Annotated in this window: 17 protein-coding genes; 3 read left to right on the forward strand and 14 right to left on the reverse strand. The window is 52.9% G+C overall.

The window, feature by feature from the left end; genetic code table 11:
- Window positions 1-60: 60 nt before the first annotated feature.
- The 3 genes from MHH28_RS17760 to MHH28_RS17770 form a co-directional block, all read right to left on the reverse strand.
- Window positions 61-1,728 (reverse strand): response regulator, encoded by a 1,668-nt coding sequence (locus tag MHH28_RS17760; RefSeq protein ID WP_405104367.1) that lies wholly within the window; start codon window positions 1,726-1,728, stop codon window positions 61-63.
- Window positions 1,725-3,434, reverse strand: coding sequence for a sensor histidine kinase (locus MHH28_RS17765; protein WP_405104368.1), 1,710 nt, complete (start codon window positions 3,432-3,434; stop codon window positions 1,725-1,727). Before MHH28_RS17765 ends, MHH28_RS17760 begins: the two co-directional genes overlap by 4 nt.
- A gap of 136 nt (window positions 3,435-3,570) precedes the next feature.
- The gene (locus tag MHH28_RS17770) at window positions 3,571-4,530 is read right to left on the reverse strand and encodes an acetylxylan esterase (RefSeq protein WP_405104369.1); all 960 of its coding nucleotides are present in this window, start codon (window positions 4,528-4,530) and stop codon (window positions 3,571-3,573) included.
- Window positions 4,531-4,633: 103 nt separating this feature from the next.
- Here MHH28_RS17770 and MHH28_RS17775 point away from each other — a divergent pair, with 103 nt between their 5' ends.
- Window positions 4,634-5,497 (forward strand): PocR ligand-binding domain-containing protein, encoded by an 864-nt coding sequence (locus tag MHH28_RS17775; RefSeq protein ID WP_405104370.1) that lies wholly within the window; start codon window positions 4,634-4,636, stop codon window positions 5,495-5,497.
- Between the two features lie 238 nt (window positions 5,498-5,735).
- Here the strand turns inward: MHH28_RS17775 and MHH28_RS17780 are convergent, their stop codons facing one another.
- The 11 genes from MHH28_RS17780 to MHH28_RS17830 form a co-directional block, all read right to left on the reverse strand.
- The gene (locus MHH28_RS17780) at window positions 5,736-6,119 is read right to left on the reverse strand and encodes a hypothetical protein (protein ID WP_036726210.1); all 384 of its coding nucleotides are present in this window, start codon (window positions 6,117-6,119) and stop codon (window positions 5,736-5,738) included.
- Between the two features lie 157 nt (window positions 6,120-6,276).
- Window positions 6,277-7,044, reverse strand: a complete 768-nt coding sequence (locus MHH28_RS17785) for an ABC transporter permease subunit (RefSeq protein ID WP_405104371.1) — start codon at window positions 7,042-7,044, stop codon at window positions 6,277-6,279.
- Window positions 7,041-7,955, reverse strand: coding sequence for an ATP-binding cassette domain-containing protein (locus MHH28_RS17790; protein ID WP_405104372.1), 915 nt, complete (start codon window positions 7,953-7,955; stop codon window positions 7,041-7,043). The genes MHH28_RS17785 and MHH28_RS17790 overlap by 4 nt, the downstream gene beginning before the upstream one ends.
- The gene (locus tag MHH28_RS17795; protein WP_405104373.1) at window positions 7,955-8,146 is read right to left on the reverse strand and encodes a PLD nuclease N-terminal domain-containing protein; all 192 of its coding nucleotides are present in this window, start codon (window positions 8,144-8,146) and stop codon (window positions 7,955-7,957) included. Before MHH28_RS17795 ends, MHH28_RS17790 begins: the two co-directional genes overlap by 1 nt.
- 33 nt (window positions 8,147-8,179) lie before the next feature.
- Entirely contained in the window at window positions 8,180-8,407 is a 228-nt protein-coding gene (locus MHH28_RS17800) for a hypothetical protein (protein WP_405104374.1), read from the reverse strand.
- Between the two features lie 2 nt (window positions 8,408-8,409).
- Complete coding sequence (locus MHH28_RS17805; RefSeq protein WP_405104375.1) at window positions 8,410-8,730, reverse strand: DUF5345 family protein; 321 nt, start codon at window positions 8,728-8,730, stop codon at window positions 8,410-8,412.
- The gene (gene sigY / locus MHH28_RS17810; RefSeq protein ID WP_405117159.1) at window positions 8,720-9,262 is read right to left on the reverse strand and encodes an RNA polymerase sigma factor SigY; all 543 of its coding nucleotides are present in this window, start codon (window positions 9,260-9,262) and stop codon (window positions 8,720-8,722) included. The genes MHH28_RS17805 and sigY overlap by 11 nt, the downstream gene beginning before the upstream one ends.
- A 58-nt stretch (window positions 9,263-9,320) precedes the next feature.
- The gene (locus MHH28_RS17815) at window positions 9,321-9,527 is read right to left on the reverse strand and encodes a hypothetical protein (RefSeq protein ID WP_405104376.1); all 207 of its coding nucleotides are present in this window, start codon (window positions 9,525-9,527) and stop codon (window positions 9,321-9,323) included.
- 205 nt (window positions 9,528-9,732) lie between these two features.
- Window positions 9,733-10,362, reverse strand: coding sequence for an MBL fold metallo-hydrolase (locus tag MHH28_RS17820; protein WP_405117160.1), 630 nt, complete (start codon window positions 10,360-10,362; stop codon window positions 9,733-9,735).
- A 5-nt stretch (window positions 10,363-10,367) separates the two neighbouring features.
- Window positions 10,368-10,934, reverse strand: a complete 567-nt coding sequence (locus tag MHH28_RS17825; RefSeq protein ID WP_405104377.1) for a thioredoxin family protein — start codon at window positions 10,932-10,934, stop codon at window positions 10,368-10,370.
- Entirely contained in the window at window positions 10,931-11,545 is a 615-nt protein-coding gene (locus MHH28_RS17830) for a DedA family protein (RefSeq protein ID WP_405104378.1), read from the reverse strand. Before MHH28_RS17830 ends, MHH28_RS17825 begins: the two co-directional genes overlap by 4 nt.
- 293 nt (window positions 11,546-11,838) lie before the next feature.
- On the opposite strand from MHH28_RS17830, the gene MHH28_RS17835 reads away from it, so the two are divergent.
- Window positions 11,839-12,201 carry an autorepressor SdpR family transcription factor gene (locus MHH28_RS17835; RefSeq protein ID WP_405117162.1) on the forward strand — a complete coding sequence of 121 codons (363 nt, stop codon included), beginning with the start codon at window positions 11,839-11,841 and terminating at the stop codon, window positions 12,199-12,201.
- The gene (locus MHH28_RS17840) at window positions 12,201-12,854 is read left to right on the forward strand and encodes an SdpI family protein (RefSeq protein WP_405104379.1); all 654 of its coding nucleotides are present in this window, start codon (window positions 12,201-12,203) and stop codon (window positions 12,852-12,854) included. The genes MHH28_RS17835 and MHH28_RS17840 overlap by 1 nt, the downstream gene beginning before the upstream one ends.
- The last annotated feature ends 603 nt before the right edge of the window (window positions 12,855-13,457 follow it).

Consider the following 13,457-nt stretch of genomic DNA (forward strand, 5'->3'; position numbering starts at 1 on the left):
GTTCGCCTTATTTAGCATTATTATAGGCTCACTTCCCCTAGCCCCTCTACTCGCCGATTTTTACTTTTGATTATCCGATTTGGATAATGTATAGCTCTCTCTATATTCCTGGGGAGTAATGCCGGTCTCTTTCTTGAAAAAGCGGTAGAATGACTGCTCCGTCATAAAGCCGACAGCTTTGGAAATGTCCTGAACGATCAGACTGCCGCCTTCCAGCAGCTTCCGGGCTTCCGCCAATCGGGAGGAAGACACGTAATCCGCTAGTGACTGGCCCGTTAAGCGTTTATACAACCGGGTCAAGTAATACGGATTGTAGCCTACAACATCACCGATCCGGGTCAACGACAGATCGCCAGCCAAATGGTGCTCCACGTACAACCGGACGCGGCTAATCAAATCATGCTCGCGGTAGACCTGGTCATCCTGCTTTTGACCAAACAGCTGCAGAGCCAGCTCCGACAAGTAGTCTTCCGCGCTCTCCCAGGAAAGATGGGCCTCATATCTGGTAAGCTTGTCCAGGTCAATGGATTCCCCGATGACCTCATGCAGCTCCCAGCGGTTCATATAAGACAGAAACAAACACATGAGCGAATAGTAGATCTCCAGCTTCAGCCGGTTGCCGGTACCGCGCGAAGAGGAGGCCAGTGCCGCCAGTTTGCCGAATTCGAGAAAGAAATGCTCCTGTTGTCCGTTGTCCAAATAAGCAGCCATTGCCCCCAGCTTGCCTAATTGGCTATTGACTTCATGATTGCGCAGTTCCGCCTCCAGCGTATCGCCGGTTTCCTTGCGTTCTTCGATCAGGACAAGCTCCTTGCCCAGGCCGAGTCCCCGGCCCAGCAGCGCCTTCAAGGTGCTGAACTGCCGGGGCGCCTCCGCCCAGAGGACGAACGCTGCACCGGCCGAGAACGAGAGCCGCAGCTTCAGCAGCCGCTTGCAGCTCTGGGAGATCGTCTCAAGCGTCCCATGGATGAAGCGGAGCGCCCGCGCCCTGTCCTCCGGAGCGTCTGTCATAGGCTGCAGCAGCCACAGCAGCTTATTTTTCTCATACCGCAGACTGAGGCAGCGCACGGAGGGAAGCCAGTATTCTTCGGCAATATTCCGGATAGCGTACAGCATCAGCTCCCTGTCCGCTACACTAAGCTCGTCCCGCCAATCATCCACGCGCCCGATGGCGAGCAATACGCTGCGGCCGGCATCCAGCGGGCATTCCAGCTCCTGGAATTTATGTGCAAGCTGGCTTACTGGCGCACTCCCCCCTTGCATCAGCTCCAGCAAATAATCGCCCAGCAGCAGCGGCCGGGCAAGCTGGAGTTGCCGGTGTGCCCGCCCGATCAGCGCCTCTGCTTCCACCGCCGCATCCAGCTGCGCAGCGGCTTGCTCCACCGCGTGAAGAATCGCTTCCTCGCCTTCTGTCTTTAACAGGTAGTCCACCCCGCCGCCACGCATGACTTGCTGGATATAATCAAATTCGTTATACCCGCTCAAAAAAATAATTTTGCACCACGGCCAGTGACGTCTGATTTCTTGCTGGAGCTCAAGCCCGTCCATTCCCGGCATGCGGATATCGGACAACACAATATCGAACTTCATTTTTCCCAGCTGCTCCAGTGCCTCCGCAGCCGAATACGCACCATATACCTCCAGCTCCAGTTTGTCCCAATGCCCGAACAGATCAAGCAGGTTCCGTACAATCCACCGTTCATTATCGACAATCAGCAGTCTGATCATGGCTGTTTCCCTTCTTCCTGTCTTATCATCAGCAGCACCTTCAATCCGCCCAGCTCGCTGCGGGAGACCTCAATGCCAAATGCCGGACCATATTTCAGCTGAAGCCGGCGATGCACATTCAGGATTCCTGTCATCTCCATAGCTTCTTCAGTAAGAGTAAGCGTTCTGCGCAGCGCATTCAGCTGCTCGTCGTCCAGCGATTCGCCGTTGTCTTCAACCCCGATGACCAGCCGGTCCGCTCCTTCCTCCCGGAAGGATACCCGCAGAATCCCTTCGGCCAGCTTGTTCTCCAGCCCGTGGGCATAAGCATTCTCAATTAATGGCTGGACAATGAGCCGTGGCACCATGGAAGTCTCCCACCCCTGCGGTATGGACTCCAGTTCGGCTGTAACCGTACCGGCAAAACGTATGTTCTGAATCTCTGTATAAGACCATGCGTGCTTCATCTCTGCCAGCAGACTGACCTGCTCTGCTCCACTACGTGTAATAAACTGAAAATAGCCGCTGAGATGGTGAAGCATCCGGCCTGCGACTTCATATTCTCTCATCCGGACAAGACCCTGAAGAATAAAGAAAGTGTTGTAGAAGAAATGGGGGTTGATCTGCGACTGTAATTGTTTAAGCTCAGATTGCTGGGATCTGATTCTCTGCTCATACACTTCGTGAATCAGCTCCTGAATCCGCTCCAGCATATGGTTGAAGTGATTATACACATAATTGAATTCATCCTGATTGCCGTGATACAGCCTGACGCTCAGATCGCCCATCTCCACTTTGCGGAAGGAAGTAATCAGCCGTCTCATCGGCTTATGAATAAAGCGGTATATCCAGTAAGAGAAAACTACGGCGAGCAGTAAAGCGATCAGCGATTCTCCCCAAATCCAGTTGCGATGCTTGTTTAGAGGCTGGAGCACCGTTTCTGCGGGAACAAAGACGGCCAAAGTCGTCCCCAGCAGCGGTGAATATTCACTTGCTCCAAAATAATCAATGCCTGCTGACTCCAGCCGGTATTGGCCGGACTGGCCGCCGGCGTCGAGCACTTCCCCCCGAAGTACTTCCCCAAACGCAGCAAGCAGGGAGTCCTCTACACCGGAGGCAATCTGCCACTGACGGCCAGTGTCCATCCATACCGCTCCACCGCCCTCCCCCTCCGCCATGCTGGATAGTGAGCGGAGAATCTCCGGACGCGACAGCTGAATTTCGATGGCCAGCACAGGTGGCCGGCCGGCGTACACAGCATCGGGGTACACCCCGCTCATCAGCAGCTTGTCACCCATCCCGAAGATCGGCGATTTCATGTGAGCCGGGTTCAGAATGTCTTCCAGTTCTTCAAGCGGCATCGCACTGTCGAAATTGTTGGCATTGATGCTTCTGTCCAGGGAAGGAATATACAGCTTAACGTTCTCCACGAACGGGCTGGAGCTTTTGAGCAAATACAATTTGTTCTTGGCGGATAATAAGGCGCGGGTCCGTTCATAGTCGTTCAACTGGATCGGAACCGTCGCCAGCAAGAGCAAATCGTCGTCATTGACATACTCCAGCTTCAGCCGCGTCAGCCGTGTCAGCTCTGTCTCCAGCGAAGTCAGATAGAAGTGGACACGGCTGGCCATGGATTCCGATATTTGCTTCTGGACAACCTCTTGTCCGGATTGATTCATGACCAGTCCCCACAGGTAGAGCGGAATAATGACAAGCAAGAAAGCCATAACAAGTTTGGGATAAATTGAAAGCGTTCTCATTAATCTGATCACCAGCACTCCTTTCCTTCAAAAGCCCTCCCTGTACCCCATCATACCTCCGTAACAGGTCCTTGAACAATAATAAAGAGAGGCGGTCAGCCTCTCACATTTCAAGCAGAAATTGTATGGTCTTATCCTCGAATCCCGGCAGCCGTTCATGGATGAAATCGGGATAGATCTCCAGTTTTTTCCAGCTGCGGATTCGGTTGTAGGCGGCGAATTGCGTTGAAGGCGGGCACACGGTATCCAGCAAGCCCACACCCATCATCACCTTCCCTTGAATCCGGTCCGCCAGGTGTTGAACATCAATGTATCCGAGCCGTTCAAAAATCTCATTCTCCCGCAGGTGCTGGGGATCATAGTGACGGAAAAAAGTCCGCAGTTCCTCGTAGGCATCTCTGGCCAGATCCATTTCCCATACCCGTTTATAATCGCACAGGAACGGAACACTGGGTGCAGCCCGGTTGATCCGCGGCTCAAGCGCCGCACAGGCCAGCGCCAGCCCCCCTCCTTGCGATCCGCCGATGGCACCGACGCGGGCAGCATCCACTTCCGGCATGTCCATGACAATTCCAGCCAGCTGCGCCGCATCAAGATAGATCTGCCGGAACAGCAGCCGTTCGGCCGCATCATCCAGTCCGCGGATCAGGTGCCCTTTGAATGTGGTTCCTTTGATCCCTCCAACATCCTCGGACAGTCCTCCCTGGCCTCTGCAATCCATTGTGGCTATAGTAAAGCCCAGGGAAGCATAGATCAGCTTGTCGGCCCAGTCATCCGAGTGGTGGGCATACCCGTGGAACTGCACGACCGCCGGGTGCGGGCCGGCAACATGCTTCGGCTTGATCAGCTTCGCGTGGATACGCGCTCCGCCTGTCCCCGTGAAATACAAATGAAAGCATTCGGCGAACGGAACCTGAAACTCGCTCCTCACCAATTCAACACAGGCATCCGTACTTCTCATCTCTTGCAGTGCTTGTTCCCAATAAGCCTCGAAGTTGGCCGGACGGGGATTGCGTCCCTCATAAGTCAATAGTTGCTCTAGCGGCATATCGATCAGCGGCATGAATAAGCGCCTCCATCTTTCTTTGTTTGTGTGTCCTATACAAAATACAGTACAATGTTGCCAGCAACGAAAGAATCAACCCGGAAGAAGAGGGGGCTGCACAATGAGCTTGTTGTTCAACCTGTCAGATGTCAAGGAATTGCTGCGCAATTTGTATACATTGACTGGTATCCGCACCGTGATCTTCGACAATTCCTTTCATGAGCTGGCTGCATACCCCACCCGCCATTCGACATATTGCCACATTATCCGCAGTGATCCGCGCGCGGAGGCCCAGTGCATCCTCTGCGACCAGGCAGCCTGTAGCCAAGTGAAAAAGGAAAAGACCCTGTACACCTATCAATGTCATGCCGGACTTACAGAAACGGTGGTTCCTATTCAAACGGACAATCAGGTCATCGGGTATATTATGTTCGGCCAATTGCTGCAGACCGGGTCCCGCGATGAGTTATGGCAGAAGGTCTGTGAGAATATAAGCCCCTATAATGTGGATATGGATAAACTGTACGGCGCCTTCCAGCGAAAAAAGCACATCTCCAAAGATATCATTGATGCTTACGCCAAAACCATGGAGATGAGCGCCAGCTACCTGTATCTATCCCGTATGCTGATTCTGAAGGAGGATACGCTGGTGCAAAAGATCGACAGTTATATTATTGAACATATCCAGGAACCGCTGTCTGTTCCCGTCCTGTGCAAAGAATTCAGCATCAGCAAATCCCATCTCTACAAGCTCTCCGAACAGAACTTCGGCATGGGCATTGCGGAATATATCCGCAACCTGCGTATTCAAACGGCCAAAAGGCTGCTGGGTGACACCGTCAGTCCGATTTATGAAATTGCGGAGCAAGTCGGCATTCCCGATTATAATTACTTTACCAAAGCCTTTAAAAAGGTCACCGGCACCTTGCCCAGAGTCTACCGCAAAGAAAACACTTTACAAGGACGCACTCCGGGCCGATCCTGATTGCACCCTATTGGAAGCGTATACAGCAGGAATGGCAGATTCCCGGAATAGCCTCTTTTATCACCCCCGGCCTATAGCAGTTCTCCCCTGCTCTGTGCTGATCTTATCATCCGCTCCCTTGAGCGAAATAGTAATAATCGTTTGGATTAATAGTCATTTTGTTCTCAAAGGTGTGTTGCCGACGCCTTGCCTGGCTTGGCCCGCCGACAAAAAAAAGCCGGCATGCGCCGGCTCTTACTTAAATCCAAGCGCGAAGGTTCACCTGTTTGATGAAATCCGCCTGGGACAAACTCTCTTGGGATGTTGTCTCTATCTCTTCCACTTCAACTTCTTCGCCGTTCATCAGGTGATGGAACAGCTTCTCGTTATACGTTGACAGTGCATAATCTATCAGCGCTTCGTGCGTGGCTCTCTCCGCTTCGGCTACCAGCAATTGCTCTTCGGCCTCAATATCCTCTGCCGTAACATAGAAATTACGGTTAGCTTCGGGAACACGAATGACATAATCAAACGCATTATCAGGATTGCGGTCGTAAGCAATCAGATAACCATAGTCTCCGATAGGAAGACTCTGCTCAAAAGCGTCTGCGACAATGACAATCTTCTCTCCTAAACGCAGCATCATCCTACCTCCTGACCAAAATCTATCATGGATCTGCTTGTTTCAACAGTCTACTAAAAAAAGATAGAGCTGTCCAGCAGCAGGATGAGCGTACGATGAATTTCAGCAGAAAACACTCTGAAAATTCTTGAAAATCCGCTATTTTTCGCAAAGCTTGCTAGACCGGCAATTTATTCCTTCCGGCCAGCAGTGAGGCACCGGCAATACACAACACGATCAGCACGACTGCTGAGACAATCGGGCCGACTGAGATCCCTCCTGCCGCAAGCACACCGGCAGACATCCCAGGCAGCGCAGCAGGCATCCAGCCAGTCTGGGAAGGCAGCAGACTGTAGACAAGACTCATTCCCGCTGCCAGCAGGAGTGCAAGACATGCAGCTGCTGGTCCGCGCAGCCAGGAGCTGAAGAACAGCGTAAGCGATAACGCGCAGAGCAGCCAGAGCGAATAGAGTCCGGAAGCTGCAGCCACAGCACTCCAGGATAAAGCGCCCATAAGCTGTTCTGTGTAATAAGCGGCTCCCGCAGCCCCCAGCCCCAGCGCAATGACCAGCACCGTGAGGTTCGCCGCCCATTTGGCAGCAACAACGGATATAGAGGAGACTGGCTTGGCCATTAACAGTTCGGAAGTGCCGCTGCTGCGCTCTCCCGCCAGGCTGTTCATCGTTCCGAGCGCCAGAACCAGCATCCCTATTGTTCCATATTGCCCGAGAGCCTGGGCCATGACCTCCGCAGCCCCCGGCAGCTCATAGCTGTCCATAAAACCTGCCGGGACATTCGATGAAGCTGCAAGGATATCGGCCATATAAAAAGTAACCAGCGGCTGCATGATCCCCAGAATAATGAACACTACAGGTATCCAGATCAGCTTATAGCTGCGTACAGCCTCCAGCATTTCTCTCAAATACAGGACCCGGAGCTTCTTCATACTCCCACCACTTTCATGAACAGATCCTCCAGGGTCGATGAGCCTGCTTCAAATTGCAGCAGCGGAATATCAAGCCCCGCCGCTTCCTGTAGAATCGTCCGGCGTGCGAGCTCGATATCGTTTACGTTAAAGACCGCCTGCCCATCCGAAATCTTGGCTTCTTCTACAAAAGATTTGCGGCCAAGCTCCTCCAGCCACCGGACAGCCGTATCTTCCTTCGCTGTAGTTAACCGGATAACCGGAAGGCTGTACTCTGTACGGAGACGAGACAGAGTTCCCTGCACAGCAATTGTTCCCCGGTTCATCAATATGACATCATCACATATCTCTTCCGCATCGTGCAGAACATGGGTTGAGAAAATCACAGTGGTCTCCTCCCGGATGTCCCGCAGCAGCTCCATCACTTCCCGGCGTCCAATAGGATCAAGTGCAGAGACAGGTTCGTCAAGCAGCAGCAGACGCGGGCGGTGTACCAGGGCCTGGGCCAGCCCCAGACGCTGCTTCATGCCGCCGGAATATCCGCCGATTCTGCGGCGGGCTGCGGTACTGAGCCCTACCCGCTCCAGTACAGCTCCCGACATCGCCTTGGCTTCCTTGCCCCCCATACCACTCAATTCTGCGGCAAAAATCATATATTCAAGCCCGCTCATCCAGCTGTAAAAAGCCGGAGACTGCGGCAGATAACCAAGCTGCCTGCGGTGATCCATTCCAGGGGGAGCACCGTCAAAGGTGATGCTCCCGCCGGTTGGCTGGAGCAGGCCGGCAAGCATACGCAGCGTTGTGGTCTTGCCCGCTCCATTGGGTCCGAGCAAAGCTACGCAGCGCCCGGATTCGGCACTAAAGCTGATGCCATCCACGGACAGGCGCCCGCCGTAGCTCTTGCGCAGATCCTCAACCTCAAGCAGCGGCATCAGGGTTCTCTCCTTCCCAAGGTGAAGTAAGCTACACTTCCCAGCAGGTTGCCAAACACCAGGAACAGCACCCACATCCATTTGGGTCCGCGCACCCGCTCTGTCCTGGCCAGCGAGATCAGACCTATGACCGCCAGCAGAATTTGCAGTGCAAGCAGCGGCCAGATCAATCCCCAATTCACTTTATCCATAGTGATAATCCCTCCTCAGGTATAATGGGATTCTCAACGATTCTTCGCGGCCTTCCGTTTACGTCTGTCTGGCAGAACTACAAACAGCAGGTAGCATACTGCCGGTGTCGGCGCACCTGTAAGTCCCCAGATTCCCCAGAACCAGGCCTTCATCCCCTGACCTCGATCCCTGGCATCACGGAACAGCCAGGTTCCCTGCAGCAATAGTACGGCCGCAATCATCATCCAGAGCCAAATAGGTATCTCCTGCAGTTCCTTCACGCTTATGATTCCTCCCGCCCGTGTCTGATCCGCGCTGCTCCCAGGCTGCCAAGTGCGCTCAGGATGAACACTGCCTGCAGACTCCAATACAGCACCGGCGCCGTGCTTAGAACAGAAATCACTATAGTAACCAGTACAAGAGCCACCAGAAGGAATAGCAACAGCTCCTTACGGCGCCGCCTGCTCCGGCGGACCGCTTCCCCGGCAATAAGCTGCTCCAGCTCCGGCAAGGAGGGCGGAGTAACATCGGCATACAGCATATCCAGATGATCCAGCTCCGCGGACAGCTTACCCAGCAGCTCCTCGTCACTCTTAAACCTCATCCTCATTCAGCTCCTTTCGCAGTTGGCCCAGCCCGGCAGCTACCCTTGACTTGACCGTTCCGGAAGGGATCTCCAGCATCTCCCCGATCTCATCGTAGCTGTATCCGTAATAATGCTTCAGCAGCACAGCCATTCTGTGCGCAGAGGATAGACGCGACAAGGCGTCGAGCACTTCGCTCCACTCCATATTCCGGCTCTCAAAGCTCCAGCGTAAACTGCGGTTCCCCTGCTCTTGCATCTGCCCTTCCCGCCACTGTGCCTCACGGCTCCAGCGCCGCTTACGGTCAATATAGATCCGGCTGCCAATGGTAATCAGCCATGAGGAGAATGCCGAGGTCCCATTATAAGTCCCGATCTTCTCCATGCATCTGACCATCGTGTCCTGAGCAATCTCTTCCGCAAGCAAAGGGTCAAGTGTCGCTTTGATCAGATACTTGTACAGGAAGGGATAATGCTCCCGCAGCAGCACGGCCAGCGCCGCAGCATCCCCCTGCTGCGCCTGGCTGATCTTCTCCAGCATCCCGTCGCCCATAGCCCCTCCCCTTATCTCTTCTGTCACACCTGTAATACGTCTATGTAATAGTTATCGTTCATTCCGGGTCAGAATTATTCTGCAGCTCCCACAGTCTGCGTCTCCATGGCTGAAGCTTCCCCTTACCTCTGGGGAAGCTCCAGAACAGGGTGTACTTAGTATCGCTGTTCTCTGCTGCATAATTCACATCATGCTGCTCCTTTATCCCCGTGTCATCAGCTTCTAACTCTCCATAGTCCAATTGGCAATGCATGTGGTCCTTCATATTGCTCCCCCTAAAAAATGAAAATATATAGACAAAAAAAGAACGCAAACCGGGATTCATCCACAGTCTGCGTGCTTCGCGAGGTAAATGTTACATTTAATTAACCATATTGTAGCAACCCGGCTCCCGCTTGTCTACCTTTAATTTCCCGGTTTGTGTCAAATCCGGCCAGAAGATGTCGTCATGTGAGATAAATACAACCTGCTTACATGGGAACATAAGGGTTGTGAAGCTTCTCATAACCGATCGAGGTTCGCGGTCCATGGCCGGGGAACACTCTTACTTCCTCATCCAGCCGGTAGAGCTTGCCGCGGATCGAGTCAATCAGATCCCGTTCTCTGCCGCCCGGAAGATCGGTACGTCCTACTCCCATTTTGAACAAGACATCACCGGCGAACAGATCACTCCCGCACAAAAAACTGACGCTTCCCGGCGAATGTCCCGGCGTATGCAGCACGCGGAAAGTAAGTCCCAGCAGCGTCAGAACCTGGCCTTCCGCCAGATCGTATTCCGCCGGATCGGTGCTGACAGGAGGCGTAGTATCAGGCCACATCAGGGAGCCGTTCAGCTTCGGGCTGCCCAGCCACTCGCTCTCCAGAGGATGGATATAGACCGGGCACTTCTTGGCTTTGCGGACCTCGTCCAGCCCGGCAATATGGTCGAAATGGGCATGCGTCAGCAGAATCGCTTCAATCTCCATTCCCTCAGCGGCGCGGAGAAGGGCCGCAGGATTAGCACCGGGATCAATGATGACCCCACGCTTCGGATCTGCCCCCGTCAGGAGATAAGCATTGGTCTGGAGCGCTCCCAGATTATAAGAACGAATATTAAGCATCGGCATTAGAATCCGGAGATCAAAGCGCGCAGCTCTTTGGCGATAACTGCGTGTGATTCCGTTCCTTCTCCGTAGGCTTGCCCCATTGCTTTGCGCACTTCGGTGATTTTGCTCTCATAGTCCGCCGCTTCGCGGTCGGGGTTCTCCTGCTTGAATTCTCTCATCAGTGTCTGCACATGCTCGGGACGCGGTCCCCACTGGCCCAGGACATAACCTCCGGTATCTGCAAAAATCACGATGGGAACGGATCGGCCGCCCATGGTCAGGAAGTTGTCCATCAGCTCCTGGTTCTCTTCGAGGATCAGCACTTCTGTCTTGATACCCGCAGTCTCCAGAATCCGGAAGACCACCGGAACATTGCGAACGACATCTCCGCACCAGTCCGCAGCCAGAATCAGCACACGCAGGTCATCACGGTGATTCAGGCTCTCGAAATATTCGCGGTCACTCTCGTCTTCCCAGACGAACTTCTCATACCAGGATTCAAAAGCCTGCTGATTCTTCGTCATGGCTTCCACGAACTGGCGCGGAGTCAGGCCTTGGCCAAATTTGGATGCTACATTCTGCTTCATACTGCACTACCCTTCTTCTTGGATTTGTACCACTTGAACAGGAAATACAGAACAATTACGGCAATCGCGCCCAGGATAATCTCATGGGTGTACTTGGCTGCGACCTCATCAATGGTCTCCCACTTGTCTCCGAGCGTGTACCCCAGATAGACAAACAACGCGCTCCACGGAATGACAGCAAGGGTCGTCAGCAAAGTGAATTTGCCCAGCGGCATGCGGGAAATACCGGCCGGAACCGATATGGCATGGCGGACAACCGGGATAAAACGGGCGGTGAAAATAACACCGGTCCCATACTTTTTAAACCATTCTTCGGAGTGATCAATATGTTTTTTGGAGATAAAAATGTACTTGCCGTACTTCTCCAGCACCGGTCTGCCGCCATAACGGCCAATCCAGTACACAAAGATCTGGGCGATCACTCCCCCAACCGTACCGAACAGCACAGCGCCAAAAAAGTTAATATCGCCTTGTGAGACCAAATAGCCGCCAAAAGCCAGAACAATCTCACTTGGAATGACTTCAATCATGAGTCCGATCATAATTCCAAAGTAACCCAGAGACTGAATCCATTCAAACAAATGCGAAATGACATCAGATATAAAGTGCACTGCAGGTCTCCTCCCGTATGGCGTCTTCAGCCTGGTATTCTGCTGGCAGAACCCGTCTGCTTAACCGCTCTATGTATCCAGCTTCTCCTAGCCTATTCTAGCATATGCAGGCTTACGACTTCTACTTAAGGAATACAAGTGGAAACGGCTTTGCAGTTCTTTCGAAGGATAGTATCGTTTCGGGGAGATTATCCCCTCTAAAACAGATGTGAGTTTGTGTATTGACAGAGTTTGGAAGCGAGTCATATTATACATTTAGATAATTATTTAAATATCGAAAGGAGGACATGAAGTTGAATGAATCGTTCAAAGCGCTCGCCGACCCGACCCGGAGACAAATTCTCCGGCTGCTGCGTGAAAAGGACCGGACGGCCGGGGAAATTGCGGATTTTTTCAATATGACGAAGCCCAGCATCTCTCACCACCTCAATGCGCTGAAGCACGCGGGGCTGGTTCAGGACGAACGCAACGGGCAATTCATCGTCTATTCGCTGGACTCCACGGTACTTGAAGAGGTGCTTGGCTGGTTCCTCGAATTGACGGGTACGGGTACGGGCAAGGGCAGTACGGACAGCCCACCCGAAGAACATGCGGATGCTGGCTCCACAAGGAAAACTGCCCCGCACGCTAGTAAACATACGGAGGATGAATCTTGATGAAGAATTTCACGTGGAAATGGCAGGATACGCTGGTTGTCATTCTTGGGTTTCTCTCACTGGGCTATGCGCTGGTGAATTACGGCAGGCTGCCGGATCAGCTTCCCGCCCAATTCAGTATAACCGGCAAGGTCAATACTTACTGGAGCAAGGGTTCGGTTATTGCCTTGTTCTCTTTTATGGGCTTGATTTTTCCGCTCGCGATGCAGTTCATTCGCAATATTGACCCCAAGGGAGAGAATTACAATAAGTTCCCCGGCGCTTACAAAATGGTCCGTCTCACCGTTGCCGTCATCTGTGATGCCGCCCTTGTCCTGTCGGTCAGTTACGGGCTGGATCGGCAATTTTCCGCCGGAAAATGGGCTACTGTGAGCATAGGGCTGCTGCTGGCTGTAATCGGTAATTTCCTGCCGCAGATCAGAGATAATTATTTCACAGGAATCCGGACGCCCTGGACGCTGCATGACCCTGCAGTGTGGCGGAGAACCCACCGCTTCTCCGGGAGGATGTGGGTGACCGGCGGTCTGCTGATTGTGCTTGCGGCCTTCCTGCCCGCTACGCTGTCGATCAGCATGATCATCACCGCTCTAGTAATCATGACTATTGTCCCTATTGTGTACTCATGGCTGATATCGCGGCGTGTTAAAGCCTGAGAGCAGGCTGGGGATGGCTAGGAACTGAGGCTCGGGTGATGGGAAGACAACGGGCAGTCCTAGTACAGCAGTCATTCGGATGCTGCAGGCGCTGGAACGATAGTAACTGCATTTTGTACAATGGAATGCTGTAAAAAAGGCTTCGAAATAGAATCTATTGTATTCGGTACAATTGATGTTACAATCACCTACTTGAATGCAAGAGTAGGAGTCTGCAACGGGTGCAGCGTCAGCTTAATATCAGCTCGATGTTCATGGATGTTCATGTTCAGACGTTAACACTCCTGAGGTCTTCCTTACAGTTTTAAAGCAGATGGGCTACTAGTACAGTGTCAGATTTAAAAGGACGGATACGCTTGTGAAACTCAGGGGTTTGTGTAATGCAACCCTATCCTCCCAAAAAATCTAACGGACCGAAAAGGACCTTATTCCCACGAGAACGCCACCTTTTGCAGCGTAACGGACTCAGTGGACCTTATCGTCCTTCTACGAGGCGTTTTGGAGCTGAATGGCAGGGGATAAGGTCCTTGCGGTCCGTTAATCGCCCAAGTGACGACTTTCTTCCCGGATAAGAGCACCTCAGTCCATTACGCTAAGCCAAAC

Source organism: Paenibacillus sp. FSL K6-1217 (assembly GCF_045040735.1).
Classification (GTDB): Bacteria; Bacillota; Bacilli; order Paenibacillales; family Paenibacillaceae; genus Paenibacillus_AQ.

Coding starts and splice junctions, on each gene's coding strand:
- MHH28_RS17765 (WP_405104368.1), bottom strand. CDS start 3,434: ATGGCTTTCTTGCTTGTCATTATTCCGCTCTACCTGTGGGGACTGGTC.
- MHH28_RS17825 (WP_405104377.1), bottom strand. CDS start 10,934: ATGAAGCAGAATGTAGCATCCAAATTTGGCCAAGGCCTGACTCCGCGC.
- MHH28_RS17840 (WP_405104379.1), top strand. CDS start 12,201: ATGAAGAATTTCACGTGGAAATGGCAGGATACGCTGGTTGTCATTCTT.
- MHH28_RS17770 (WP_405104369.1), bottom strand. CDS start 4,530: ATGCCGCTGATCGATATGCCGCTAGAGCAACTATTGACTTATGAGGGA.
- MHH28_RS17820 (WP_405117160.1), bottom strand. CDS start 10,362: ATGCTTAATATTCGTTCTTATAATCTGGGAGCGCTCCAGACCAATGCT.
- MHH28_RS17805 (WP_405104375.1), bottom strand. CDS start 8,730: ATGAGGTTTAAGAGTGACGAGGAGCTGCTGGGTAAGCTGTCCGCGGAG.
- MHH28_RS17790 (WP_405104372.1), bottom strand. CDS start 7,955: ATGCCGCTGCTTGAGGTTGAGGATCTGCGCAAGAGCTACGGCGGGCGC.
- MHH28_RS17815 (WP_405104376.1), bottom strand. CDS start 9,527: ATGAAGGACCACATGCATTGCCAATTGGACTATGGAGAGTTAGAAGCT.
- MHH28_RS17780 (WP_036726210.1), bottom strand. CDS start 6,119: ATGCTGCGTTTAGGAGAGAAGATTGTCATTGTCGCAGACGCTTTTGAG.
- MHH28_RS17785 (WP_405104371.1), bottom strand. CDS start 7,044: ATGAAGAAGCTCCGGGTCCTGTATTTGAGAGAAATGCTGGAGGCTGTA.
- MHH28_RS17795 (WP_405104373.1), bottom strand. CDS start 8,146: ATGGATAAAGTGAATTGGGGATTGATCTGGCCGCTGCTTGCACTGCAA.
- MHH28_RS17760 (WP_405104367.1), bottom strand. CDS start 1,728: ATGATCAGACTGCTGATTGTCGATAATGAACGGTGGATTGTACGGAAC.
- sigY (WP_405117159.1), bottom strand. CDS start 9,262: ATGGGCGACGGGATGCTGGAGAAGATCAGCCAGGCGCAGCAGGGGGAT.
- MHH28_RS17775 (WP_405104370.1), top strand. CDS start 4,634: ATGAGCTTGTTGTTCAACCTGTCAGATGTCAAGGAATTGCTGCGCAAT.